The sequence below is a fragment of the Paraburkholderia fungorum genome (assembly GCF_003610895.1).
Lineage (GTDB): Bacteria > Pseudomonadota > Gammaproteobacteria > Burkholderiales > Burkholderiaceae > Paraburkholderia > Paraburkholderia fungorum_B.
This window is the reverse complement of record NZ_MCAS01000023.1, coordinates 202,453-226,930: the sequence shown is the minus strand read 5'-3', so window position 1 is coordinate 226,930 and position 24,478 is coordinate 202,453. Positions and strand designations below refer to the sequence as shown.

The window sequence follows — 24,478 nt, the reverse complement described above, 5'->3', positions numbered from 1 at the left end:
CCGCATCGATCGAAGCAACTTGCTCGCGTGTTACAGGAAGTTGCATGTAAAAAGCCAACGTTCTGTTCAATCCGGCACGCACCCGCCGTGCCCGAACATGGGTTGTTCTCAAGACGCCCGGAACAAATGCAGCGCCACATACTGCAGCAGAATGATTGTCTTGCCATCCACAATCTCGCCGCTCTCAATCATCCGCAACGCCTCGTCGATCGATAGTTCGACTACCGAAATATCCTCGCCCTCTTTCAGCAGTCCGCCACCGGCTGTGATCTTGTCTTCCGGCGTATACGGCGCGACGAAACCATGCACCGTGTGGGCGACACACCCCGGCACCATCAACGCCTCGCATACCTTCTTGACCGAAGACACGCGATAGCCAGCTTCCTCCATGATCTCCGCGCGCACACGATCTTCCGGCGACGCGCCATCCAGAAAACCGGCTGCCGCCTCGAGCGTGAAGCCACTCGAACCCTGCAGATAGGCAGGCAAACGGAACTGCCGCACCAGCACAACGGTGCCGCGCGCAAGGTCATAGAGCAACCCGGCAGCGCCGTCGTCCACATGGTATGTCTCGTTGGTAAGCAATTGCGTGCTGCCGTCGCTACGGTCATATTCGTAGGTCAGCTTCTCCAACCGCCGCCGCTCATTCGACAATGTTTCTCTGGCTGTCACACGGATACGCTCACGGTCTGACATCTTCGTGCTCCTGCATCAGGTTTGAGTAGGCGGCACACCGGCGCCAGCCTGTACGGCGCTCACCGCGCCGCCATGCAAAGACTCAACGCATCGCGCCAGTCCGGCGCACGAACACCGAATATGTCCGCAAGCTTGTCGTTCGAAAGACGGGAATTGCCCGGTCTCGTGGCCGCGGTGGGATAGGACGCAGCGGGAAGCGGCATCACCTGAGGCTTCGCCGCCAGCCCGGACAGCTCGAAGATAGCTTGCGCGAACCCGTGCCAGGACGTCTCGCCCGAGGCTGTCAAATGATAGACACCTGAACATGACGACCACCAGTCGTCCCAATCACTCGCCCTTGACCCCACCGTCTGCGCAAGCACGTTTGAAGTCAGAGCAGCAATGGTATTCGCCCACGTGGGGGCGCCATACTGATCGGCCACCACGCTTAGCTCGCTGCGCTCGGCGCCGAGGCGCAGCATTGTCAACAGGAAGTTCTTGCCGCGCGTTCCGTAGACCCAACTCGTGCGAAAAATCAGATGCGAGCAACCCGATTCGATAATCGCCTGTTCACCCTCGAGCTTGGTGCGCCCATACACGTTCTGCGGGTTCGGCTCATCGTCTTCGACGTACGCCGTGGTCTTCTTTCCATCAAACACGTAGTCGGTGGAATAGTGCACAAGGGCCGCCCCCAGGCGCTTCGCCTCTTCAGCCAGCACGCGAGGCGCTTCGACGTTGAGCTGCGTGGCACCCGCGACGTCGTTTTCCGCCGCATCGACCGCGGTGTACGCAGCCGGGTTGACGATCAACGCCGGTTTGGTTGCGCGCACAACCTCGCGAATCTGCTGCGAGTCGCGCAGATCCAGCCGGCTGCGATCAAGCGCGACGATTCTGCCCAGCCCCTGCAAACTACGTTGCAATTCGAAACCAACCTGGCCGTTGGTGCCAGTCAGTAACACGACACGCTGCTCGCTCATAGCCGCCCCCGTCAATCCGGCAATTCGGCGTCGGCCAAACGCGGCGCGGCAGCGTCTTTCGCGGCCAGCAGCGGTTCACCGTCGAGCGGCCATTCGATGCCGATCCGCGGATCATTCCACAGCATGCAGCGCTCGTGTTCGGCGTACCAGTAGTCGGTGGTCTTGTACAGGAACTCGGCCTGCTCCGACAACACCGCGAAGCCGTGCGCGAAGCCAGCCGGAATCCACATCTGCCGCTTGTTCTCCGCGCTCAGCCGCTCGCCCGCCCATTGACCGAAGGTCGGCGAACCCTTGCGGATATCGACCGCGACGTCGAACACCTCACCCGACACGACGCGCACGAGCTTGCCCTGCGGCCGCACGAGCTGGTAGTGCAAACCACGTACGACGTTCTTCGCGGACAACGAGTGGTTGTCCTGCACGAACTCGACTTCGACGCCGAGCGCTTGCGCAAACTCCTTCGCATTGAAGCTTTCGAAGAAAAACCCGCGGGCATCCGCAAACACCTTGGGTTCGATGATTTTCACTTCCGGCAGCGAGGTCGGAATAATGTTGAGCTTCATGCGAGAGGATCCGAAACGAGCTTGAGCAGATATTTACCGTAGGCGTTCTTCGCGAGCGGTCTCGCGAGCTGTTCGACCTGTTCCGCGCCGATCCAGCGCTGACGGAACGCCACTTCTTCAGGACACGCGACCACCAGGCCCTGGCGCTTCTGCAAGGTCGCGATAAACGTCGCCGCATCGATCAGCGAATCGTGCGTGCCGGTATCGAGCCATGCGTAGCCGCGCCCCATCAACTCGACGCTCAGCCTGCCGGCCTTCAGGTACGTCGAATTGACGTCGGTGATTTCGAGCTCGCCACGCGCGGACGGTTTGATATCGGCGGCAATATTGCAGACGTCGCGATCGTAGAAATAGAGACCGGTAACCGCGTAATTCGAGCGCGGCGTGAGTGGCTTTTCCTCGATCGACAGCGCGCGAAAATCCTTGTCGAACTCGACCACGCCATATCGTTCGGGATCCTGCACGTGATACGCGAACACGGTCGCGCCGTCGGTGCGCTGGTTCGCGTGGCCGAGCTGGCTCGCAAGATCGTGGCCGTAGAAAATGTTGTCGCCGAGAATCAGCGCCGACGGATCGTTGCCGACAAAATCGCGGCCAATGATGAACGCCTGCGCGAGCCCGTCCGGTGACGGCTGCACTGCGTACTGGAAATTCATGCCCCATTGGCTGCCGTCGCCGAGCATCGACGCGAAACGCGGCGTGTCCTCGGGTGTCGAGATGATCAGTACGTCGCGGATGCCGGCGATCATCAGTGTCGACAGCGGGTAGTAGATCATTGGCTTGTCGTACACCGGCAGGAGTTGCTTCGATACGACCTGCGTGATCGGGTACAAGCGAGTGCCGGAACCACCGGCCAGAATAATGCCCTTGCGCGCCATCTCAAACCCCTTATGACCGTTGGGAGTAGTTCGTCTCGACCCACTTCCGGTATTCACCGGAAGCCACTTCGTCGACCCACGTCTGATGGTCGAGATACCAACGAACCGTTTTCGCGAGCCCGGTCTCGAAGGTTTCTGCGGGCTTCCAGCCGAGTTCGCGTTCGAGCTTGCGCGCGTCGATCGCATAGCGGCGGTCATGGCCCGGACGATCCTTCACGTAGGTGATCTGGTCACGGTAGGAGGCGCCCGCCTTTGGGCGCAATTGGTCGAGCAGGTCGCACAGCGTATGCACGACGTCGAGGTTCTTCTTTTCGTTCCAGCCGCCGATGTTGTACGTCTCACCTGGCGTGCCGCGCGCGAGCACTTCGCGGATCGCGCTGCAATGGTCGCCGACGTACAACCAGTCGCGCACGTTCTGACCGTCGCCGTACACGGGCAGTGCCTTGCCGGCCAGTGCGTTGGCGATCATCAGCGGAATCAGCTTCTCGGGGAACTGGTACGGGCCGTAGTTGTTCGAGCAGTTCGTGGTGAGCACCGGCAGACCATACGTGTGATGGTAAGCGCGCACCAGATGATCGGAACCCGCCTTGGTGGCCGAGTAGGGGCTATTCGGCGCATACGGCGTGGTTTCGGAGAATTGCGGATCGGTAGCGGAGAGCGAGCCGAACACTTCGTCCGTCGAGACGTGCAGGAAACGGAACGCGGCCTTGTCGGCCTCACCGAGCGCACTCCAGTACTGACGCGTGGCTTCGAGCAAGGTGAAGGTGCCGACCACGTTGGTTTGCACGAAATCCGCCGGACCGTGGATTGAACGGTCCACATGGCTTTCGGCGGCAAAGTGCAGCACGGCGCGCGGCCTGTGCTCGGCGAAAAGCGCGTCGAGCGCGGCGCGATCGCAGATATCGACGCGGGCGAAGATATGGCGAGGGTTGTCCTGTTGCGACTTAAGCGTGCCGAGATTGCCGGCGTAGGTCAGCTTGTCGACGTTCAGTACCGCTTCGTCCGACGTACCGAGCCAGTCGAGCACGAAATTGGCGCCGATAAAGCCCGCGCCGCCCGTTACCAGGATCATGAAATTTCCTTCTAGATGGTAGTGGCGGATCAACTCGGCCTGCTGATCCGCTCACCTCGCGTTGTGGTGTTCACACTGTGTCGACGCCCGCGGCAACCCCTGCCCCTCGTGGACAGACGCTGAAACGCCGATCTTATTGAGCCACGATTATAAAGCCGCGCCGATGACAACCCGACCCAGGCAACCCGGAACAGCCTGACAGAACCGCCAGGCTGTAAGGCAAGTGCAGGACAAATCGGGCATCCACGCGCAGAAATGTTTCCTTACGCCGCCAACATCCACCGCAACGTATCCATAAACGGAATAGCCTCCACCTTCGGCGCCAGCGAACGCAGCTTGGCGGGCGACCCGGCCAGCATCTTCACGTCGGTTTGACGCACGAAAGCCGGATTGACCTGAATTTCGATCTCGTGCCCGGTCAGATCGCTCGCCGCCGAGAGAATCTCCCGCAGCGTATAAGGCGTGCCAGTACAGACATTAACCGTCTCCGAAGCAGCCGCCTCGGATTCGAGCAAAGCCTCATAGGCGCTCGCCACATAGCGCACGTCCGAGAAATCGCGCGCCACATCGATATTGCCGAGTTCGATAGCCGGTTCGCGCCGCGCGAAATGCTCGACGATCTTCGGCACGAGGAAGTTCGCTGCCTGCCCACGTCCGGTGTAATTGAACGGCCGCACGATCAGGATGGGCAGCCGGTCGAACCAGGTCCGCACCATCGTTTCCATCGCCGCCTTGCTGGCGGCATAGTGGTTCACCGGCGTGACCGGAAAGGTTTCGTCGATGGCGTCGCTCGTGACGTTGCCGTAGACATTCGCGCTGCTCGCGATCAATAGCTTGCGGGGCGTATGGCCGACGGCCGCGCAAGCCTCCAGCAGATTCAGCGTGCCGATCACGTTGACGCGGTAAAAGTCGAGCGGATCGTTATGGCCGACGAAACTGATCGCCGCCAGATGCACGATGTAGTCGGGGCGCACCGTTTCGATCACGCGCCGGCATGCGTCGGGCGACGTAATGTCGAGCCTCAGGCGCGTCGGCGTTTCCGCTTCGTTACGCCCGGCCACCGTTTCGATCACGGTATGACCGCGGCCGAGCAGATTGTCGACCAGATAGCGGCCCGTGAAGCCACTCGCCCCAGTGACGAGCGTGCGGACAGGTTGATGCGCATGAAAAGACGACATGCTTTCTCCGTTCACGAGGGTCATCCTGTTGTGGTGCAATATCGCGCGCGCGGGCGGCGGTACGCCTGACAACCTCCCCGGCCAAGCCGGTTGGTGGCGGCTCCTCGCAGCCCATACCACGATATCCGTGCTTCAAACGGGCTATTATGTCACGCTAACTTGCTGCACCGCCCAACGCGGCACGCCTTGTTCGTAACCGCGTGTATCGAACTGCACCGACTTCCCGATGACATCCTCCACCACTTCCACCGCCGCCTATACTGCCGCTCCGCCCGCCGCCAGACAGCCGCTACCGCTCGCATTCGGCGACCTGCAAGGCTGCCGAACGCCGTTCCAGCGGCTGCTGGCCAAGGCCGCGCCGCCCGCGGACACCCCGCTGTGGTTCGCCGGCGACCTGATCAACCGCGGCTCCGAATCGCTCGCCACGCTGCGCGACATCATCGCGCTGGGCGAGCGCGCGGTGCCGGTGCTGGGTAACCACGACTTACATCTGCTGTCGGTCTCGGCGGGCATCCGCAAATCGAAGAAAGGCGACACGATCGACGACATCCTCTCAGCGCCGGATGCCGCCGATCTGCTCGAATGGGTCCGCCACCGTCCGCTCGCGCATTTCGACAACGGCATGCTCATGGTGCATGCGGGCGTGCTGCCGCAATGGGACGCTGCTTTGACGATGGAGCTTGCCGATGAATTGCAGCGCGCATTGCGCGCGCCGAACTGGAAGGAAACGCTCGCGGGGCTATACGGCAACGAGCCGAATCGCTGGACACCCGGCATCAAGGGCATCGAGCGGCTGCGCCTCACGTGCAGCACGCTCACGCGCATCCGTTTCTGCAATGCCGAAGGTGCGATGGATTTCAGCAGCAGCGGCGGCCTGAATTCCGCGCCGCCGGGCAGCATGCCGTGGTTCGACGTGCCGTCGCGCAAAACCGCGGACGTCACCGTCGTATTCGGTCATTGGGCCGCACTCGGGCTGACCCTGCGCGACAACCTGATTGGCCTGGATTCCGGCTGCGTATGGGGCGAGAAGCTCTCCGCCGTGCGCCTTGCGCAGAATCCCGCAGAGCGCACGCTGACTCAGGTCGACTGCGAAAGCTGCCGTGTGCCAAACGGCGGCAACTAAAAGTCAGCGCTTCAAGCCGACCGGCTGGATTGATCGGCCGGCTCGATCAATGGCGCCGAAGCGCTGGAGTCGCCAGAAACGCTAGCGGCGCCGCCCGCGGAAATCGCCGCCGCAATCGCAGCACCAGAAGCTGTCGCACCGCCCTGCATCTCCCGCAGCGCCGCGGCAATCACCCCTTCTGCCTCGGCCGCCAGCGTGCGTCTGTCCGCACCCGGCGCAAGCGGCGCGCCGACATACACGTGCGCGGTCAACGGGCCGCCGCGCAACAGCATGTTCAGCGAATCAGCCAGCGTCAGATCGTCGATATACGCAGGCGCGGTGGATTGCCGGCCCTGCGCATCTTCATACATGATGCACAGCGGCTGTACCGGCGCCGAGGCCGACACAGCGGCCTGGAACATATTCGCGTGAAACGGCAGCAGCGTCAGACCGTTCGACGTCGTCCCTTCGGGAAACACGCACATCAGTTCGCCCGCGCTCAGGCGGTCGGACAGTTCGTGCATGATGCGCTTCGCGTCACTGCGCTTCTCGCGCTGGATGAACACCGTGCCCAGTTGCTGCGCCAGCCAGCCGACCACCGGCCATTGCCGGATCTCGGCCTTCGAGACGAACGGCGTGGGCCGCCACGCGTTGATCACATAGATATCGATCCACGAGATGTGATTGGCGACCACCAGCGCGCCGCGGTCGAGCCGCGCGCTGTCGTTATGCACGACGAGCCGCATGCCGCATAGACGCAGCATTTTCAGCGACCATTCGCGGTTGAGCGTCAGCCGCCCTTGCGCGCCGGCCTTGGGAAAGCGCGTTGCGACGGTCCACATGCCGTGCAGCAGATGCGCGATGAGACGGGCCTTGCGTAACGCGAGCTTCATTGTCGGAGCTTTCCGTAACTGGGCATTGCGGCGAATATTAGCGCTGTTCGTATGCAACGTGACCGGACACGATGGTCGTGCGCACGCGCGCCGGCAGTTCATAGCCAAGGAACGGCGTGTTGTGCCCCTGGCTCTTCAGTGCGCGTGGCTCGACGCGCCAATACGCGTGGCGGTCGAACACACACAGATCGGCGACCGCGCCCACGGCGATGCGGCCCGCCGCGTCCAGCTTCAACACATCGGCCGGCGCCGTGGTAATGCGGTTCAGTGCCTTGGCCAACGGCACGCCCGCTTCGTCGGCCCATTTGACCGTTAGCGAAAGGAATAGCTCGAGCCCCGTCGCGCCTGGCGTGGCTTCGGCAAATGGCAAAAGCTTTTCGTCGTCGTCGACCGGGGTGTGGTCGGAGCAGATCGCGTCGATCGTACCGTCGGCGAGACCCGCACGAATCGCTTCGCGATCACGCTGCTGGCGCAACGGCGGATCGAGCCGGAATTGCGCGTCGAAGTAGCCGATGTCGAGGTCGATCAGATGCACATGGTTCACGGTGACGTCGCACGATACCGGCAAGCCCTCCTTCTTCGCCGCGCGCATCAGCTCGATGCCCGCCGCCGACGACACATGCGACAGATGCACGCGCGCGCCCGTCACGCGGACCAGCTCGAAAATCGTGTGCAGCGCGATCGTCTCGGCCGACACCGGCACGCCGGACAGCCCAAGGCGCGACGCCAGCGCACCGCTCGCGGCCACGCCGCCGCGGCCGAGATACGCATCGACCGGACGCAGCCACACGGTGAAGCCGTAAGTCTTCGCGTACTGCAACGCCCGCATCAACACCTGCGTGTCGACCACCGGCACGTCCGCCTGCGAAAACCCGATACAGCCCGCTTCGGTCAGCTCGACCATCTCGGTGATGACCTGGCCTTTCAGGCCAACGGTCAACGCACCGAGCGGATACACATGCGCCCGGTTCAGATTGCGCGCACGGAACTTGAGCATCTCGACGAGACCCGGTTCATCGAGCGTCGGATCGGTGTCCGGCGGACACACGAGACTCGTCACGCCGCCCGCCACCGCCGCGGCCATTTCGGATTCGAGCGTCGCCTTATGTTCGTAACCCGGTTCGCGCAAACGCGCGGACAGGTCGACGAGTCCCGGCGCGATCGACAAACCTTTGGCGTCGATCGTCTTCGCTGCCTGGAAATCAGCGGGCGCGTTGCCGATGGCGACGATCTTGCCCGCCGCGATAAAAATGTCCTGTTGCTGTTCGGTGCCCGCTGCCGGATCGATCAGCGTGCCACCTTGAATATGAATCTTCATGCGCTACCTTATTTTTAGTCGTGATTGCCCGCGACAATCCCCATCACCGCCATGCGCACCGCGATACCGAACGTCACCTGGTTCAGAATCACCGATTGCGGGCCGTCGGCCACCTGCGAATCGATTTCGACGCCGCGGTTCATCGGACCCGGGTGCATCACGATCGCATCGGGTTTGGCCAGCGCGAGGCGCTCCGGCGTCAGGCCCCAGCTCTTGAAGTACTCCTGCGCCGACGGCAGCAGCGCGCCGCTCATCCGCTCGTTCTGCAGACGCAGCATGATGATCACGTCGACGTCTTTCAGGCCTTCGTCGAGGTTGTGGAATACGCGCACGCCCATCTGTTCCAGGCCGCCCGGCAACAGCGTGCGCGGACCGATCGCGCGCACTTCCGGCACGCCGAGCGTGGTCAGCGCATGAATGTCCGAACGCGCGACCCGGGAATGCAGAATGTCGCCGACGATCGCCACGCGCAGATTCGTGAAATCCTTCTTGTAGTGGCGGATCGTGTACATGTCGAGCAGCCCCTGGGTGGGGTGTGCGTGACGGCCGTCGCCGGCGTTGATCACATGCACGTGCGGCGCGCAGTGCTGGGCAATCAGATACGGCGCGCCGCTCGATGCATGACGCACGACGAACATATCGGCATGCATCGCCGAGAGGTTGTTGATTGTGTCGAGCAGCGACTCACCCTTGCTAGTCGACGAAGCATTGATATTCAGATTCAGCACGTCGGCCGACAGGCGTGTCGCGGCGATCTCGAAGGTCGTGCGAGTGCGCGTCGAGTTCTCGAAGAACAGGTTGAACACCGACTTGCCGCGCAACAGCGGCACCTTCTTCACTTCGCGATCCGTCACGCTGACGAACTGGTCGGCGGTATCGAGAATGTGATTGACGATCGCTTTCGGCAAGCCCTCGATCGACAACAGATGTTTGAGCTCACCGTTTTTCGTGAGCTGCGGATTGCCCTTCAGGAAGCCATAACGAAAGCGCTCGGTGGCGCTGTCGGCGGAATCCTGGGAGGCCTGGGTGGCGGTGTTCATGGTGTACCTGCTTATTGCTTAATACGGCTCGATGCGGCTCGATACGGCTCGAAGCGCAAAGCCGCGTTCAATCGACGCGGGCTTCGGTGTGAAAGGCGAAACGCTGATTGCCGCCGGCGCCGCCTTCCTCGCGGGCCAGCACAAGCGTCGACTCCGCGGGCACTTGCACCACGCCGCCGAGGAACCGCGCTGCCACCGGCAGCTCGCGCCCACCGCGATCGGCGAGCACCGCCAGTTCGACCGACGCCGGCCGGCCATAGTCGTACAACTCGTTCAGTGCCGCGCGAATCGTGCGGCCGGTGTACAGCACGTCGTCCACCAGCACGATGCGGCGCCTGTCCACGGAAAACGGCAGCGAAGTCGGGCTCGCTTGGGAGTGCAGGCCTTTTTTGGCGTAGTCGTCGCGATGCAACGCGACATTCACCACGCCGAAACTCGCCACCTGCAGATCGTGCGCGAGGCGCTCGGCAAGCCACGCGCCGCCGCTGTGGATACCGGCCAGCACGGCGGCTTGCTCACCGTCCTGCCCGGCGCCGAGTCTGTCACCATAGGCGGCACGAATCTGTTCGAGCAAAACGCTGTAGAGCGCTTCGGCGTCAATGGAACTCATGATCGTCGGAAAGTCCGTCTAGATATTGCTGGAGGATGATGCTGGCGGCTTCGGCGTCGAGCATGTCGGCGCGGCCGTTGCCGGCGCGAATTTCCGCCTTCGCCTCGACCGACGAATAGCGTTCGTCGACCCACGTCACCGGCAGATTGAAGCGGCCATTCAGCTGATTGCCGAAGCGCGTCGCAAGTTGAGTCATTTCGTGTGGCGTGCCGTCCGGGTGCATGGGCAAGCCGACCACCAGCGCGTCCGGCTTCCATTCGGCAATCAGCTTGCCGATCGCCTCGAAACGGTATTCGCGGCTGCGGTTCTGCACGATCACAAGCGCCCGTGCGCTACGGGTGAGCGAGTTGCCCACTGCCACGCCAATCCGCTTTTCACCATAGTCGAACGCAAGCAGCGTCGCCGCACGTCCGGCCGGCGGACTCATACGTCACCTTTCATGCGTGACCTGCTTCGCCCGACAGCATCGACAGCGAAATACCGAGCAGCGCGAGCGCGGCTTCCAGGCGCTGTTCGGCGGGTACGTCGAAAACGATTTTCGGGTCGGCTTCAACGGTGAGCCAGCCATTCTTCGAAATCTCTTCCTCGAGCTGACCCGCGCCCCAGCCGGCATGGCCGAGCGTGAGCAGGAAGCGCTCCGGACCGGTGCCGCTCGCCACGGCTTCGAGCACGTCTTTCGAGGTGGTCATCTCAAGCCCGCCCGGCACCGACATGGACGACGTATACGGATTGCCGTCTTTCGGATCGTGCAGCACGAAGCCGCGCTCGGTTTGCACCGGGCCACCGAAATATACGGGCACATGGAGAAGGGGTTCGATCTCGAGCTTGAGATCGATGCGACTGAAGAGCGCTTCAAGATCGATATCGGTCGGCCGGTTGATCACGAGGCCGAGCGCACCGCGCTCACTGTGATCGCAAAGGTAGACCACCGTTCCTGAAAACGTGGGATCGGCCATGCTTGGCATGGCGATCAGGAACTGGTTGGTCAGATTGATGCGATCGGTACTCTTGGACATAGTTCGAATTTTAGCAAAGACGGTGCAGGATGGCGGGCTTTGAGCGCTGTACCGCGATGTGTGCGATGAACTGCGCCGCTAGCCATCGACGGCGAATCAAGTTGCACTCTATCACGCACGCAGGCCTTGTCCACGGTGGGCTTAGCGGTGTTTTGCGACACGCCTTGCGCGTGCCGCCAGGTCCGAACCTTGCTCGCCGCCGCGAGCTGGCTGAGGACGCTTACCGGCGCGCAGAACGGGCTTTCGACTGCGCCGCCGTTCAGGCGCCGCCCTGTTCGACCGCGCGCGTCAATGCGGCCAGCGCGGCGTTGCTGCTGGTCGGCGCGACGCCCGCCGCGACCTTGTGCAGCATCGCGCGCAACGCCTCGGCAGCCTGCTCGAGCGTGCTCGCCGCCGGTGCGCCGACGATGACGTGGGAGCGCACCGCCGGCGTCGATACACCGGCGTGCGCGCGGCGGCGCCACGCGAGCCCGAGCGCGTCGGCCACCAGCGCCACGTGACCCAGACCCAGCGCGCACGCGGCAGCGCCGAGCCGGTAGGCGGCGTCGCCCGCCTGCAGCGCTTCGCTAGGATCCGCCTTCTCGGGTTGATCGGCCGCGCGGGCGTGTTCGGTCAGCGCCGAAATCGAAGCATCCGCCGTTTGCAGGAAATCTTCATAAGCGTGCGCATTCACGGTCAGCACGCCCAACTCACGCGTCAGCGAGCTGCGAGTTGCGCTGATCGCCTGCGCCTGCACGGCGCCCGCCTCCCACAGCATTTCCGATGCCTGGGTACCGGCGACGTGCCAATCGACCGTCAAGCCATAGTCGTGCAGAACTTCGACCTGATCGGCGTCTTCCGCCGCGGCGCCGAATAACGCGTAGTCGCGCCACAGCAGCGCCAGCGTCGCGCGCACCAGCGAACGCGGCGCGCGCTCGATGCCGCGCGCGTGATCGGCCAGCGTGAGGTTGCAGCGTGCATAGAAACGCCGCGCGTCGGCCTCCCCGGTAGCGCGGCCGCTGACGCGCAGCGCACTCGCGCACGCTTTGGCGAGGCGCCAGAAATCGTAGGGGTCCGGGCCGGTGAGTTCGGTCAGGACAGCGTCCAGTTCGTCGAGCGCCGCATTGGTGAAGGCCAACGCCGCACCGCTGTTGTCGGGCTGCGCGCGCAACACGGGCAGCAGCGCGCGCTCGTAGCGCGCCCGCAAATGGGCCAGTTGATCCACAGGCTGGGCATGCAGCGACACCGGCGGCACCGGGCGCGAGGTCAGCGCAAGGTCCTCGAACGCGGCGGTCGAACCGGGCGTGTGCTCCGACAGATGGATACAGAGCGCGCGATAGTGATTGAAGAGCGTGGGCGAGCAGGACAGCTCGTGCAGATTGTGACGCTCGAGCGCCGCGCGAAAATCGCGCAACGCCGCACCGAACACGGGCCGCACGTTGTCCGCACCAGCCGGTTTAGCCGGATCGCCCTCATCCGCCAAAGGCGAAAGCCGCACCAGTGCGTCCGCGAAGCGCTGCGCGCTCAGCCAGCCGGCCTCGCGCAATGCGTGCGACGCACGCAGCAGCGCCGAGGTACTCTCGCGGCGCTGTTCGAACGCCAGCAGTGCCTCGGCCAGCGCCAACTCCGCGGGGCGCACAGCGCCGCCGCGCGGATTCGGCAAAGCGTCGAAGGAATCAGGTGCAGCGGATCGAAGAGTCATGGGCAGGCGACAGGAAACTCACGGGCCGCCGCTCAGCGCCGCACGAGAAACTGATCGGCTAACGCGCGAACTGGCGACAGAACAATGACAGACTACCGCTGCGACACAGTGCAACCGTGGACGTTCCGGGCCGGCGCTGCGAGCCGAACGCGCCGACTGCACAAAGCGGGTTCGTTCCGGGCAACGCCGTCTGCAAAACGCCACCCGGCAGGCACACGGCATGACGCCCAGTCAGGCACCGCCGTTTGCCCCTCGAACCTCAGATCTGGACCATCTCGAAGTCTTCCTTGCGCGCGCCGCATTCCGGGCAGGTCCAGTTAATGGGAACGTCGTCCCAGCGGGTGCCCGGCGCAATGCCTTCGTCCGGCAAACCGGCTTCTTCGTCGTAAATCCAGCCGCAAATCAGGCACATCCAGCTTTGATATTCCATTCTTGTGTCGCGTCGTAGAGTCCGTGGAAACGGGAGCCATGATGGTACCGTGTTGCCGCCCCAATGCCTAGCAATCAGAAACGCGCAAATCGGCGCGCGTGGCGGCCTTTGGCTATGCCGGGCGGATCGGTTCGTTACGCGCCTGCGGCTTGGCGCCGCTGCGCGACTGATCCGTCTTCGCGTGGGAATTTGCCGCCTGCTTGCCGGATACGCGCGGCTGGCTTGGAGCGACACGCCGAAGAATGCGAAAAAACGCCCTCGCCGCAGTTTAGGCCGCATAATTGAGCCGATTGCGCACCCTCTGCGCCTAAATACAGCCCTTTTTTGCAAATTTTCATGCCCAGCGATACGCCTCCGATCGTCCTCACCTTCGGCCTTTCCGATCCCACCGGCGGCTCCGGCCTGCAAGCCGACCTGATGACGCTTGCCAGCATGGGTTGCCATGGCGTCTCCGTCCTCACGGGCTATACCGTGCGCGACTCGGCAAGCTGCGACGAAGTCACCGGGCTCGACCCTGAAGTGGTCGCAACCCAGGCTCGGATGCTGCTCGAAGACATGCCGATCGCCGCGTTCAAGGTCGGCGCATGCACGCGCGCGGAAGTGGTGAGCGCGATTGCCGAAGTGGTCGCCGATTACGACGACATTCCGCTGATCCTCGCTCCCGACTTCACGCTCGACGACGAACACGTGCTCGCAGCCGACGAACTGCGCGAGGCGATCGCCGACCTGCTGGCGCCGCAAACCACCTTGCTGGTCGCCGATTCGGCCACGCTGCTCGCCCTCGCCCAGCCGGACGGCGACGCCGAAGCGCCGAGCCTCGATGCGGCGATCTCGCATCTGCTGTCGCAAGGCTGCGAGTACATTCTGTCGACCGAGACCGGCACGCACCGGCTCGTCAACACGTTGTTCAGCGAAGACGGACAGCTGCGTCAGGATATCTGGGACCGCGGCAGCCACCGGATCATGGGCATCACGGATACGCTCGGCTCCGCGATTGCCGCGTTGCTGGCCAATGGCCAGGAACCGGCGGAAGCCGTGCGCGAAGCGCAAGAGTATCTGTATCAGGCAGTGCGCAATGCATTTCGGCCGGGAATGGGCGCATATATGCCGGATCGCTTCTTCTGGGCCCGCAGCAGCGACGAAGACACGCCGCCCGCAGGCAGCAAGGACGCGGCGCCGGGCGAGGCGCGACATTAGGATTCGGCGCGAAAAAGCGCCTGCATGTGTGGCAGGCGCGTGACAAGCATTACAGCGGTAGTCAATCAGCGCCCACAAAAAACCCGCGTATTCGCGGGTTTTTCCTTTTCAAACAGTCCCTTGCCCTCTTCCGCGCGGTACAAACAAACTTTCCAACTTGTAATTAAACGTTACAGCGCGTCTTCTATCGTCAAGATAAACTTTACGATTCGTAATTCTGTCATATAGCCCTATGTCTTCGCCGACACCCATTCCTTTGCCTGCAGGTGCTCCGGACGCCCCTCGCGCCTTCCTGCAACGCTTCCACGGCGAAGTCACCTCGCAGGACAGGATGCAGATGTTCCGCCACAAGCCGGTTACGATCTGGCTGACCGGGTTATCCGGAGCGGGCAAGTCGACCATCGCGTTCGAACTCGAACGGCAACTCGTGTCGCAAGGTCACGCGTGCTATATCCTCGACGGGGACAATGTGCGCCACGGTCTGGCGAGCGATCTCGGCTTCGACAAGCAGGACCGGCGTGAAAATATTCGCCGGGTGGCGCACGTGGCGCAACTGATGAACGACGCAGGTCTTATCGTCATCACGGCACTCATCTCGCCCATGCGCGAAGACAGAGCAATGGCTCGCGAGATCATCGGGCCCGGCAATTTCATCGAGACCTACCTGTCAGCCTCTGTCGATGCTTGCGCCCGTCGCGATCCGAAAGGTCTCTATGCCAAAGCCTTGGCCGGCGAGATTGCGTCGTTTACCGGCGTGTCAGCGCCCTACGAAGTGCCAACCGACTCCGAGTTGAAAATAGACACCGCAACGCTGAGCCCGGCCGAAAGCGTAGAAAAACTGTTTGCCTACTTGCGCGACAATTGTCTGGAGAATTCCTGCTGCGCAGCGCACATGCAATATTGAGCTTGAGCGCCGCTGAGAGCAGCACCCTGCTCGCCCCAAAAGCAAAAACCCGCATTTCTGCGGGTTTTTGCTTTTGGGAAGCACGCCTTGCGACGCACTTCCCCATGTGTTTCGCACCGGGCCTCTCATGAGAGGCCCGACCGAAATTACATGTCCATGCCCATGCCGCCCATGCCGCCGGGCATACCGCCGCCCATCGGAGCATCTTCCTTCGGCAGTTCGCAAACAGCTGCGTCGGTGGTCAACAGCAGGCCAGCGACCGAAGCTGCGTTTTGCAGCGCCGTGCGCGTCACCTTCGTCGGGTCCACGACACCTGCGTCAACCAGGTCGACGTACTCGCCGGTTGCTGCGTTGTAGCCGTAGTTGCCTTGGCCAGCAGCAACAGCTGCCACCACGACGCTGGCTTCTTCGCCACCGTTCGTGACGATCTGGCGCAGCGGCTCTTCCATCGCGCGCAGCACGATCTTGATACCTGCGTCCTGATCGGCGTTAGCGCCCTTCAGACCAGCGATTGCCGTACGTGCACGGATCAGTGCAACGCCGCCGCCAGCCACGATGCCTTCTTCCACAGCTGCGCGCGTTGCGTGCAGTGCGTCTTCGACACGTGCCTTCTTTTCCTTCATTTCGACTTCGGTCGCAGCGCCAACCTTGATCACTGCAACGCCGCCTGCCAGCTTGGCAACGCGTTCTTGCAGCTTTTCACGGTCGTAGTCCGACGTTGCTTCTTCGATCTGCGTGCGCACTTGCTTCACGCGCGCTTCGATCGTTGCAGCTTCGCCAGCGCCGTCGATGATCGTCGTGTTTTCCTTGCCCACTTCGATACGCTTCGCTTGACCCAGTTCAGCCAGCGTTGCCTTTTCGAGCGTCAGGCCGGTTTCTTCAGCGATAACTTGACCGCCGGTCAGAACCGCGATGTCTTCCAGCATGGCCTTACGACGATCGCCGAAGCCCGGAGCCTTGACAGCAACAGTCTTCAGGATGCCGCGGATGTTGTTCACAACCAGCGTAGCCAGCGCTTCGCCTTCGACGTCTTCTGCGATGATCAGCAGCGGACGGCCAGCCTTGGCGACTTGTTCCAGGACCGGGAGGAGGTCACGAATGTTCGACACCTTCTTGTCGTGCAGCAGCACGAACGGGTTGTCGAGCACAGCAACTTGCTTGTCCGGGTTGTTGATGAAGTACGGCGACAGATAGCCGCGGTCGAATTGCATACCTTCGACAACGTCCAGCTCGTCTTGCAGCGACTTGCCGTCTTCAACCGTGATGACGCCTTCCTTGCCGACCTTGTCCATCGCTTCAGCGATGCGGTCACCGATCGACGAATCGCTGTTTGCCGAAATCGCGCCAACCTGAGCGATTTCCTTGTTCGTCGTGCACGGCTTGCTGATCTTGCGCAGTTCTTCGATAGCGGCCGTCACAGCCTTGTCGATACCGCGCTTCAGGTCCATCGGGTTCATGCCCGATGCAACGTACTTCATGCCTTCGCGGACGATCGACTGAGCCAGAACCGTTGCGGTCGTGGTGCCGTCACCTGCGTTGTCGCTGGTCTTGGAAGCGACTTCCTTGACCATTTGTGCGCCCATGTTCTGGAGCTTGTCTTTCAGTTCGATCTCTTTTGCGACCGAAACACCATCCTTCGTGACCGTCGGGCCGCCGAAGCTGCGTTCCAGGACAACGTTGCGACCCTTCGGGCCCAGCGTGACCTTCACAGCGTTCGCGAGGATGTTCACGCCTTCAACCATCTTGGCACGGGCGGAATCACCGAATACGACGTCTTTAGCTGCCATCTTCTAACTCCTTGAATTCTTGGGATATAACCGTGGAAGTAGCGATTTTTCGCTTACTTCTGCACCACGGCCATGATGTCTTCTTCGCGCATCACGAGCAGTTCGTTGCCGTCGACCTTGACGGTCTGGCCTGCGTACTTGCCGAACAGAACGCGGTCGCCAACCTTCACGTCGAGTGCGATTTGTGCACCCTTGTCGTCACGCTTGCCCGGGCCGACTGCCAGAATTTCGCCTTGATCCGGCTTTTCTGCTGCGGCTTCGGGGATCACGATGCCCGACGCAGTCTTGGTTTCTTGATCCAGACGTTTGACGATCACGCGATCATGCAAAGGACGAAGGTTCATACATACTCCTCTCTTGATTGAGACTGAAGAACGCTGAGAAAACCCGGTTGGCTGAGCCAACCGGCGATGTTGTTAGCACTCTCGTGCAGCGAGTGCTAATTATATGGACGGGTGGTGACAAATTCAAGAAGGGATGTGGGGATGGATGTTGGGACGGCGAGATTCGCCCCGATGCGCGGCCTTCCCGGCAGGGAAAACCCCTATCTGACTGCCACCCCGAGATGCATTGCATCCTGCGCCTCAAATCCGTCAGAATGCGCGCCGCTCGTCACCGCGCGCTGGCAACGCGACACCACTGATACGGATACACGCCTTTCCCGATCTGCGCGCGAAAGATCCTGCATGACCCGGCGTCAAGCACGAATCCGTAGTCGGCCAATGCCTGACCGGAATCGGCGAGTTCAGCCGAATTTTTCATTGCATCTTCCCGACCGTCGGTCCAGTAACCAGGCACTAGCGCGTACACAGGTCCGCCCCGGCTGCTGACGATATCGTGAATCTTGTTGTCGTATGCCGGTCGCGCCGCCGGAAACGCCGACCTGATCGAGGCAAATGCAACCGTATCGGGGAACATCGGCACCAGCCAGCCGAGAGGCGGATCGCCGGCAGTGAGCAACACGGTAGTCTTCTGCGGTACAGCCAACTGCGGAACGTCTGCGACGAACATTCTCTTCGCCCAAGGTTCATGTCCCCAGGAATGTGCACCGCCAACCAGCACCCCGATAGAACTCAGTACCAGCAGCACGCCCGCTAACTTTCGCGCAGCCCGATAGGGGAGCACCTGCGTGAGCAACAAGTAAATGAAAAGCGGAACGCAAAGCTCGATCGCCACCAGATACCGCTGAATGCTGAACGCCTTCAACCATACGAGGTACCCGATGACGACATAAGCCACCACGTAGCGAGCAGGCGAAGACAGTCCCGGCACGCGCACGCTCCTGCATTTGCGGACAAAAGCTGCGACTACCCACCAGCCGAAGATGACATAAGCCGCGGCCCAGATGACCTGATGCAACTCCACCTGACCCACGCGGTGCGGATTAAACGAAAAAACGAACGGGAAAACCAAAGCCTCCCAGATGCTGTTGGGGAGCCACTTTGTGTCCACGGCTCCGACGCTCGACGTCAGCGCGCTCGGGAAAATGGCACTGTATTGCGGATAGACAGGATTCCCATACAGTCGCCACAACTCCAGGAACCAATACCCCCCCGTTGCAGCCAACCCCAGCAGCACGCCAACACCGAAGACAAACGCCACGCGCAGGCGTGCGGCTACCGATATGGGTGCAAACAACAGCCCCCCGCACAGAGCGACTGAATAAACGACGGTGGTGAGCTTCAACCCTGCGCCCAGACCGGAGACCACACCGCCGATTGCTACGGTCAGCAGGACGCTCGCGCCTACCTCGGCTAGCCGGGACCAAACTGTCATCACGATCAGCAATGCGCCCAGGCAGAAAAGCGACGTTGTGTTGTCGCCCATCGAATTGCCTATCCCGGACATGAAGTTCGCAGTAAAGCATCCGGCGAGCGCCAGCCAGAACGGCGTGCGATAGCGCTCCTGCTCCGGCAGGTCGGCAAGAACCTTACGGCACACGCCAAGCAGCAGCACAAAGTTGAGCCCCTGCAGAACGCCCATCATGAACCCCACCAGCATCGCCGGCAGGTGCATCGCCATCAGGTAATAGGGAACATCCAGCAGCGGGTTGAAATAGCTCTGCATGCCGGCGGGCGCCAGATCGATGGCCATCTTCCCATGCAGCAACGCAAACGCGTTGTAGAGATGATAGTTGCGAACATCCCAATTCGAATCCGCACCCTGCAGCAACGAATAGACACCGTATATCAGCGGAACGATCCAGCATGCGCGCACAAGCGCGCGAGGACTGTTCATACTCGGCGTGAGAGACCAGCGCCTGCGCATGGTGGAGTTTCTATTCATTTCGTTTTACGTAACAAATGATCAGGCTATTCTTTGAATGCCCAGAATTTTGCGGCGAAGAAATTGACAAACATTCCGGCGACAGAGCCGCAAGCCACGGCAATCAAAGGCACAAGTCGCGAACCATGAACGGTAAGCACAACGACCGAATACGCTGCATAGTTCACGCTGGCGCCGCCGAGCATGGATAACAGATAGCGCCACCATTCGACCCACACAGACCGCTCGGCCCGTTCGCGGAAGGTGTGCCGCCTGTTGATACGCCACGTCACCCAGACGGCGGCCATGAACGACACAATCCGCCCCGCAAAAAAGCCGAGCCCGCAGGCTAGCGCCAGATACAGCACGGCGGCATCTACGACGAAGCCGATTGCGCCGGCGATGGCGAACCGGACGAATTGACTACCGATCACGAGCGGTTTGGCCCGGGAACGGCGAGATAAGCCATGCGCTTTGTCTCGGCCCGGCCGTGCGTGACCGTGTCGAGTACGATGCCGCAGACGAGCAGGATGCTACCGAGCAGCATGAGCGCCGCGCATAGCAATGCGGTCGGCAAGCGCGGCACGAGCCCCGTCTCCAGATAGGTGTGCAGAAGCGGTATCGCGAACAGGATTGAGGCGAGTGCGCAAACCAGCGAGGCTGAGGAGAAAAACAGAAACGGCTTCTCTGATTTCAGGAGCCTTGCAATAGTGACGAGGATACGGAAGCCGTCACGGTAAGTATTCAGCTTGCTGGCGGAGCCTTCCGGCCGCGACCTGTAAACGGTGGCGACTTCCGAAACAGGCATCCGCAGCTCCAGGGCGTGCACGGTCAGCTCGGTTTCGGTTTCAAAGCCGGACGCATGCGCCGGGAAGGACTTGACATAGCGCCGGGAAAAAACGCGAAAACCCGAAAGCATGTCCGTGAATGTGTTGCCGAAGACCGACGAGACGCATCGGGTCAACATAACATTGCCAAACCGGTGACCGAACCGGTATGCGGACTGCTCTTCACTGATACGGGTTCCGACCACCATGTCCAGGCTTTCGTCGATGAGCATCGACACCATGCCAGGGGCTGCGTCGGCGTCGTAGGTGTCGTCACCGTCGACCAGCACATAAACATCCGCCTCCACATCGGCGAACATGCGCCGGATGACGTTGCCCTTGCCGCCCAGAGTGACTTTGCGCACCGTTGCGCCTGCCGCCTGCGCCACTTCGATGGTTCCGTCGGTGGAATTGTTATCGAAAACGAACACCTCGGCCCCAGGCAACGCGTTCTTGAAATCGCGTATCACTTTCGGAACCGTCAACGCTTCGTTGAGGCAGGGAATCAGGACGGCGACTCGGCCGGTGGACAATGCGGTCATTCGATTTAGGCTGCGGTAAAAGGTCGATCAGACGACGGGATGATCCGCCAGGCCGGCGGTAGCGGTCGACCGGCAAGGCGACGGAACATGTCTATTATCGCCGACTGTCTGCCTGCCCCTTACGAGCGAGCGTACGAGTATAGAGACCCCCCTCGCCACGCGCAACGAAGTTTGCGGACTTCTGGCGCTCGCCGGTAAGCCACGGCCAACCGGTTGTGCCGCCATAGCCGCCTGAAATTCCCGCATTCCCGAAAGACGCGGAATGCATCGAAGACCGCCTGAATCCGTCGCCATGAGCATCTGCCCCAGGACGCCCGATTACTCCGCCTTTGCCGGCTCGGTCTGGGCTGTAGGCGCGGAGGCGGCGGCGGGTGCCGAGGCCTCCTTCGGCGGCGCCTCTTCCTTGATCTCGTAGGACGGGTCGCGCACCCAGCGGCTCAGATCCTTGCTGATCACAATGGTTGTGCGATCGAGGATCGAACAGCTTCCCTTGAACGCGCCCCACATGCCGCCGACCGACCAGCGGTTGATTTTGGTGTGGCGGATGACCTTGCCACCCTCGATCAGATCTGCCGACACCGTCGTGGCCTTGGGGCCGCTCCATGCGCCGCCGCCGACGCCCAGCACGTGGGTGATCTGCAATCGAAGAATCTTTGCATCGCCCGCATCGGCTTGCGCTGCGATGGTGCCGTCGCCCGTTTTGTTGATCCGGCGGAGCGCTTCGCCAACGTGCTGCGTCAGCATGTCCTCAATGTGGCATTCGTTCTTGATCTGGTCGACTACGCTCGCGTCCGGTGCATAGGTGACAGGCGTTTCCAGTAAAACCTGACCGGCGGCGAAGGCGGAGGTCGTTGAGAAGCAGAGCGCGGTAAAGAGGAGTTTTTTCATGGCGTGAGTTTTTCTGGTGTTGTGGTTTGGTGTGGAATGCCGCAGCACTAGCTGCGGCATTTCTTGCGCACACGAACACTAATCGGCCCTACCAGCCGGTGCTCGCCCTATCTCCGGCAATTAATCCGTGCCGTACTTCGGCGACCGCGGGCCATACAGCAGGCCGCTCGGCGGTCCGGCGTGCAGCAGTCGATAACTCGTGATGCCGGCGATATCGTGGCTCTTATCGGTCAACGAGTTCGATATCTGCTTGATCGCGGCCACCACCAGCATGCCGATCAGGCCGCCACCGCTACTGTTATTGCCTTCGTTACTGTTGGCGCTCGCGCTGCCTTGCCAGAGCACGTCACCCGATTTCAGATCGACGAGCTTTGCCGATGCCGACACTACCGTCACACTGTCGAGCACGCGGTACGACGAGCCGTACTGCGTGATCTTCGAATACAGCACCGCATCGGCGCCGAAGATTTCGCGCAGTTTGGCGGGTGACGTCTGCTGGATGTCGCCGGCCGTCGTCAGGCCGTTCTGCTTGAACGTCTCTTCCATTACCGCGACCGGCACCACGTAATAGCCCGCTTCGGCGATCGGATAGGTCATCTGCGACATCAGGCTGTTCGACGCCTGCACATCGGTCGTGGAATTGTCCGGCGGCAGGATGAGGATCGAGCGCGGACGCGCATTCTTGAAGGCCGTGTAATCAGCGTGCCTCACGGGCTGTGCGCACGCTGCGAGCAGCACGACTGTGGACAGGGCAAACCAGAGTTTGAGAGAAAGGAACTTGGACATGTCGGCTGGCTCGCTTATTGTGGTTTCGGCTTCTTCATCAGGAAATCCATGTAGGTGGACGACTCCGGAAACAGCTGTTTCTCGGCGTCGAATTCCTGCATGGCCTGGGTGTCGTTGCCGACAGTCGCGTACAGCATGCCCAATTGCGCATGAAAGCCAGGCGGCGGCGTGTTGCCCTTCGCGCGAATCTCCTGGACTGCCTTTTCGAGTGCATCGATCTGCGCCTGTGGAGCCTTTTCGCCCTTCAGATAGTCGTAGACCGCCGGCTGATAGCCGTTCCATTGATAGAGCGGCGGCGTGGCGGTGTTCGCGCATCCCGCGAGCAGCAGCGCCGCTGCCGCGACTGGCAGGCCGAATCCCCGAATCGGGCCGGTGTATTTCATGTAAAACCCCGTTTGCGTAGTTGTTTTGATCAAGCTTGAGTGATGGATTGGATACGGTCGCGTGCCCGCTTATGGCGCGGGTTTGAGTGCGCCCGCGTCGACCTGGTCGGACAGATGGTTGACCGCTTCCTGGATCGCCAACTCGAGTACCTTGCCGTTCAGCGTGGAGTCGTAGCTGGCCGTGCCGCCGAAGCCGATGATTTCGCGGTTGGACAGGCTGAACTCGCCCGCGCCCTGGCTCGATGCCACGACTTCGGATGTCGTCGTATCGACCACGTTGAGGCTCACCTTCGCGTACGCCACCTGGTTCTTGCCGCTACCGAGAATGCCGAAGAGCTGGTGATCGCCGACTTCCTTGCGGCCGAATTCGGTCACGTCGCCGGTGATAACATAGTTCGCACCCTTGATCGTCTGGGCCTTCTTTGTGAAGCCCGCTTCCTGACGGATTTCGTCGAGGTTGTCGCGATCGAGCACGTTGAAGCGTCCGCTTTGCTGAAGCGACGTGATCAGGATGGTTTTGGACTGGCCGCCCAGGCGGTCGACGCCATCCGAGAAGATGCCGCGCATATAACTCGAACGGTTGTCGAACTTGCCGACCGCGATCTGCACCGGTTTGCCGACAGCTGGCCTCTGGACGCTGGCCGCGGGCGCGATGGGCAACGAGCGTGACGATTCCGTTGCACAACCGCTCAATGCGACGATGGCGGCGGCGAGTACAGCGCCGTACTTTCTGGTCGAATTCATTGAATTTCCTGCTTGATGGAACTGTTACGAAGGGTTGAGTGTTTGCGCCCGGCACAGAGCGCGGCGATTACTGGTGTTCAAGCGGGACGCAGTTGTCCGGCCGCGCGCGGCTCGGCGAACTGCGTTTGGGCATGCGATCGTCGAAACTTGAGTGCTGCGGATGAGACGGCGTTCGAAGGCTGCAAGGCGGTCGCCTGAGAGGCGACGACAACGGGAAGCCATGACGCGAGAGGTACAGCGACCGTCAGGCGCAGCTACATGGTCCGCCATGAGTGAGCTGACAAATATTGGCGCTTGCGACGCATATGATTTGCGGCCATCGGAATGCGCTCAGGACGTGACTGCGCTCACGTCCATTCTTTCGGCGTTGCATAGTTATCGTTCCCGACGTGCAAACGCACGCGCGGGCCTCTTCGGTGCGGCCGGTGGAACCGCTTATTTTGGGTTTTTACTCAACAACTCAGCCGCCTTATCGGCAGTTTTTGAAGAAACTTTAGTGGCGTGCGCTGTGTTTTCTGTGATGACGCAATGCTGTTTATTCATTGCGCATTAAAGGGGGGAGTAGTTTGGGTTACGTCGTGATGTGTGGGATGCGGCGGGTTTATTTTTTCTGTCACTTCTACCCAATTGCAAGTGATGGATCAGGTCTCTGCGTTGAGAAGACGGAGAGCATTAAATCGGACGACTTCATCCGCACGAGCCGGTAAAAGGCCTTGGTTCAG

Annotated in this window: 26 protein-coding genes; 3 read left to right on the top strand and 23 right to left on the bottom strand. The window is 61.6% G+C overall.

Features of this window, described 5'->3' with window-relative positions:
• Nucleotides 1-108: 108 nt before the first annotated feature.
• The 6 genes from BCY88_RS21760 to BCY88_RS21735 form a co-directional block, all read right to left on the bottom strand.
• Nucleotides 109-696: an NUDIX hydrolase gene (locus tag BCY88_RS21760; RefSeq protein ID WP_120346242.1), complete on the bottom strand. Its 588-nt coding sequence runs from the start codon at nt 694-696 to the stop codon at nt 109-111.
• A gap of 59 nt (nt 697-755) precedes the next feature.
• Nucleotides 756-1,652, bottom strand: coding sequence for a dTDP-4-dehydrorhamnose reductase (gene rfbD / locus BCY88_RS21755; protein ID WP_120346241.1), 897 nt, complete (start codon nt 1,650-1,652; stop codon nt 756-758).
• Nucleotides 1,653-1,663: 11 nt separating this feature from the next.
• Nucleotides 1,664-2,215: a dTDP-4-dehydrorhamnose 3,5-epimerase gene (gene rfbC / locus BCY88_RS21750; protein ID WP_120346240.1), complete on the bottom strand. Its 552-nt coding sequence runs from the start codon at nt 2,213-2,215 to the stop codon at nt 1,664-1,666.
• On the bottom strand, nt 2,212-3,093 hold the full coding sequence (gene rfbA, locus BCY88_RS21745) for a glucose-1-phosphate thymidylyltransferase RfbA (protein WP_120346239.1): 882 nt from the start codon (nt 3,091-3,093) through the stop codon (nt 2,212-2,214). Before rfbA ends, rfbC begins: the two co-directional genes overlap by 4 nt.
• 10 nt (nt 3,094-3,103) lie before the next feature.
• Nucleotides 3,104-4,165 carry a dTDP-glucose 4,6-dehydratase gene (gene rfbB / locus BCY88_RS21740; protein WP_120346238.1) on the bottom strand — a complete coding sequence of 354 codons (1,062 nt, stop codon included), beginning with the start codon at nt 4,163-4,165 and terminating at the stop codon, nt 3,104-3,106.
• Nucleotides 4,166-4,428: 263 nt separating this feature from the next.
• Nucleotides 4,429-5,343 carry a GDP-mannose 4,6-dehydratase gene (locus BCY88_RS21735; RefSeq protein WP_120346237.1) on the bottom strand — a complete coding sequence of 305 codons (915 nt, stop codon included), beginning with the start codon at nt 5,341-5,343 and terminating at the stop codon, nt 4,429-4,431.
• Nucleotides 5,344-5,569: 226 nt separating this feature from the next.
• Here BCY88_RS21735 and BCY88_RS21730 point away from each other — a divergent pair, with 226 nt between their 5' ends.
• A complete protein-coding gene (locus BCY88_RS21730) occupies nt 5,570-6,466 on the top strand; it encodes a symmetrical bis(5'-nucleosyl)-tetraphosphatase (RefSeq protein ID WP_183081421.1) in 897 nt (298 codons plus the stop codon).
• 11 nt (nt 6,467-6,477) lie between these two features.
• On the opposite strand, the gene BCY88_RS21725 is transcribed toward BCY88_RS21730, so the two are convergent.
• The 8 genes from BCY88_RS21725 to BCY88_RS21690 form a co-directional block, all read right to left on the bottom strand.
• Nucleotides 6,478-7,338 (bottom strand): lysophospholipid acyltransferase family protein, encoded by an 861-nt coding sequence (locus tag BCY88_RS21725; protein ID WP_120346236.1) that lies wholly within the window; start codon nt 7,336-7,338, stop codon nt 6,478-6,480.
• 37 nt (nt 7,339-7,375) lie between these two features.
• Entirely contained in the window at nt 7,376-8,656 is a 1,281-nt protein-coding gene (locus BCY88_RS21720; protein ID WP_120346235.1) for a dihydroorotase, read from the bottom strand.
• Nucleotides 8,657-8,670: 14 nt separating this feature from the next.
• On the bottom strand, nt 8,671-9,696 hold the full coding sequence (locus BCY88_RS21715) for an aspartate carbamoyltransferase catalytic subunit (protein ID WP_120346234.1): 1,026 nt from the start codon (nt 9,694-9,696) through the stop codon (nt 8,671-8,673).
• A 67-nt stretch (nt 9,697-9,763) separates the two neighbouring features.
• On the bottom strand, nt 9,764-10,306 hold the full coding sequence (gene pyrR, locus BCY88_RS21710) for a bifunctional pyr operon transcriptional regulator/uracil phosphoribosyltransferase PyrR (protein ID WP_120346233.1): 543 nt from the start codon (nt 10,304-10,306) through the stop codon (nt 9,764-9,766).
• Nucleotides 10,293-10,733: a Holliday junction resolvase RuvX gene (gene ruvX / locus BCY88_RS21705; RefSeq protein ID WP_120346232.1), complete on the bottom strand. Its 441-nt coding sequence runs from the start codon at nt 10,731-10,733 to the stop codon at nt 10,293-10,295. Before ruvX ends, pyrR begins: the two co-directional genes overlap by 14 nt.
• 10 nt (nt 10,734-10,743) lie before the next feature.
• The gene (locus tag BCY88_RS21700) at nt 10,744-11,322 is read right to left on the bottom strand and encodes a YqgE/AlgH family protein (protein WP_120346231.1); all 579 of its coding nucleotides are present in this window, start codon (nt 11,320-11,322) and stop codon (nt 10,744-10,746) included.
• Nucleotides 11,323-11,581: 259 nt separating this feature from the next.
• Nucleotides 11,582-13,003: a FimL-related protein gene (locus tag BCY88_RS21695; RefSeq protein WP_120346230.1), complete on the bottom strand. Its 1,422-nt coding sequence runs from the start codon at nt 13,001-13,003 to the stop codon at nt 11,582-11,584.
• A gap of 259 nt (nt 13,004-13,262) precedes the next feature.
• Nucleotides 13,263-13,433 (bottom strand): rubredoxin, encoded by a 171-nt coding sequence (locus BCY88_RS21690; RefSeq protein ID WP_120346229.1) that lies wholly within the window; start codon nt 13,431-13,433, stop codon nt 13,263-13,265.
• A gap of 336 nt (nt 13,434-13,769) precedes the next feature.
• On the opposite strand from BCY88_RS21690, the gene BCY88_RS21685 reads away from it, so the two are divergent.
• On the top strand, nt 13,770-14,630 hold the full coding sequence (locus BCY88_RS21685) for a hydroxymethylpyrimidine/phosphomethylpyrimidine kinase (protein WP_120346228.1): 861 nt from the start codon (nt 13,770-13,772) through the stop codon (nt 14,628-14,630).
• A gap of 232 nt (nt 14,631-14,862) precedes the next feature.
• Nucleotides 14,863-15,534, top strand: coding sequence for an adenylyl-sulfate kinase (cysC, locus tag BCY88_RS21680; RefSeq protein WP_120346227.1), 672 nt, complete (start codon nt 14,863-14,865; stop codon nt 15,532-15,534).
• 146 nt (nt 15,535-15,680) lie between these two features.
• On the opposite strand, the gene groL is transcribed toward cysC, so the two are convergent.
• From groL to BCY88_RS21635, 9 genes are all read right to left on the bottom strand, one after another.
• Nucleotides 15,681-17,321, bottom strand: a complete 1,641-nt coding sequence (gene groL / locus BCY88_RS21675) for a chaperonin GroEL (protein ID WP_120346226.1) — start codon at nt 17,319-17,321, stop codon at nt 15,681-15,683.
• A gap of 53 nt (nt 17,322-17,374) precedes the next feature.
• Nucleotides 17,375-17,665 carry a co-chaperone GroES gene (groES, locus tag BCY88_RS21670; RefSeq protein ID WP_007178996.1) on the bottom strand — a complete coding sequence of 97 codons (291 nt, stop codon included), beginning with the start codon at nt 17,663-17,665 and terminating at the stop codon, nt 17,375-17,377.
• Nucleotides 17,666-17,933: 268 nt separating this feature from the next.
• Nucleotides 17,934-19,589 carry a hypothetical protein gene (locus BCY88_RS21665; RefSeq protein WP_259461470.1) on the bottom strand — a complete coding sequence of 552 codons (1,656 nt, stop codon included), beginning with the start codon at nt 19,587-19,589 and terminating at the stop codon, nt 17,934-17,936.
• A gap of 44 nt (nt 19,590-19,633) precedes the next feature.
• The gene (locus BCY88_RS21660; RefSeq protein WP_259461469.1) at nt 19,634-20,020 is read right to left on the bottom strand and encodes a GtrA family protein; all 387 of its coding nucleotides are present in this window, start codon (nt 20,018-20,020) and stop codon (nt 19,634-19,636) included.
• Nucleotides 20,017-20,955 carry a glycosyltransferase family 2 protein gene (locus BCY88_RS21655; protein ID WP_120346224.1) on the bottom strand — a complete coding sequence of 313 codons (939 nt, stop codon included), beginning with the start codon at nt 20,953-20,955 and terminating at the stop codon, nt 20,017-20,019. Before BCY88_RS21655 ends, BCY88_RS21660 begins: the two co-directional genes overlap by 4 nt.
• A gap of 318 nt (nt 20,956-21,273) precedes the next feature.
• Complete coding sequence (locus BCY88_RS21650) at nt 21,274-21,843, bottom strand: hypothetical protein (protein WP_120346223.1); 570 nt, start codon at nt 21,841-21,843, stop codon at nt 21,274-21,276.
• Nucleotides 21,844-21,963: 120 nt separating this feature from the next.
• Nucleotides 21,964-22,629 carry a DUF799 domain-containing protein gene (locus tag BCY88_RS21645; RefSeq protein WP_120346222.1) on the bottom strand — a complete coding sequence of 222 codons (666 nt, stop codon included), beginning with the start codon at nt 22,627-22,629 and terminating at the stop codon, nt 21,964-21,966.
• Nucleotides 22,630-22,643: 14 nt separating this feature from the next.
• Nucleotides 22,644-23,012, bottom strand: a complete 369-nt coding sequence (locus BCY88_RS21640; protein ID WP_120346221.1) for a DUF4810 domain-containing protein — start codon at nt 23,010-23,012, stop codon at nt 22,644-22,646.
• 69 nt (nt 23,013-23,081) lie between these two features.
• Nucleotides 23,082-23,756: a CsgG/HfaB family protein gene (locus BCY88_RS21635; protein ID WP_120346220.1), complete on the bottom strand. Its 675-nt coding sequence runs from the start codon at nt 23,754-23,756 to the stop codon at nt 23,082-23,084.
• Nucleotides 23,757-24,478 lie beyond the last annotated feature (722 nt).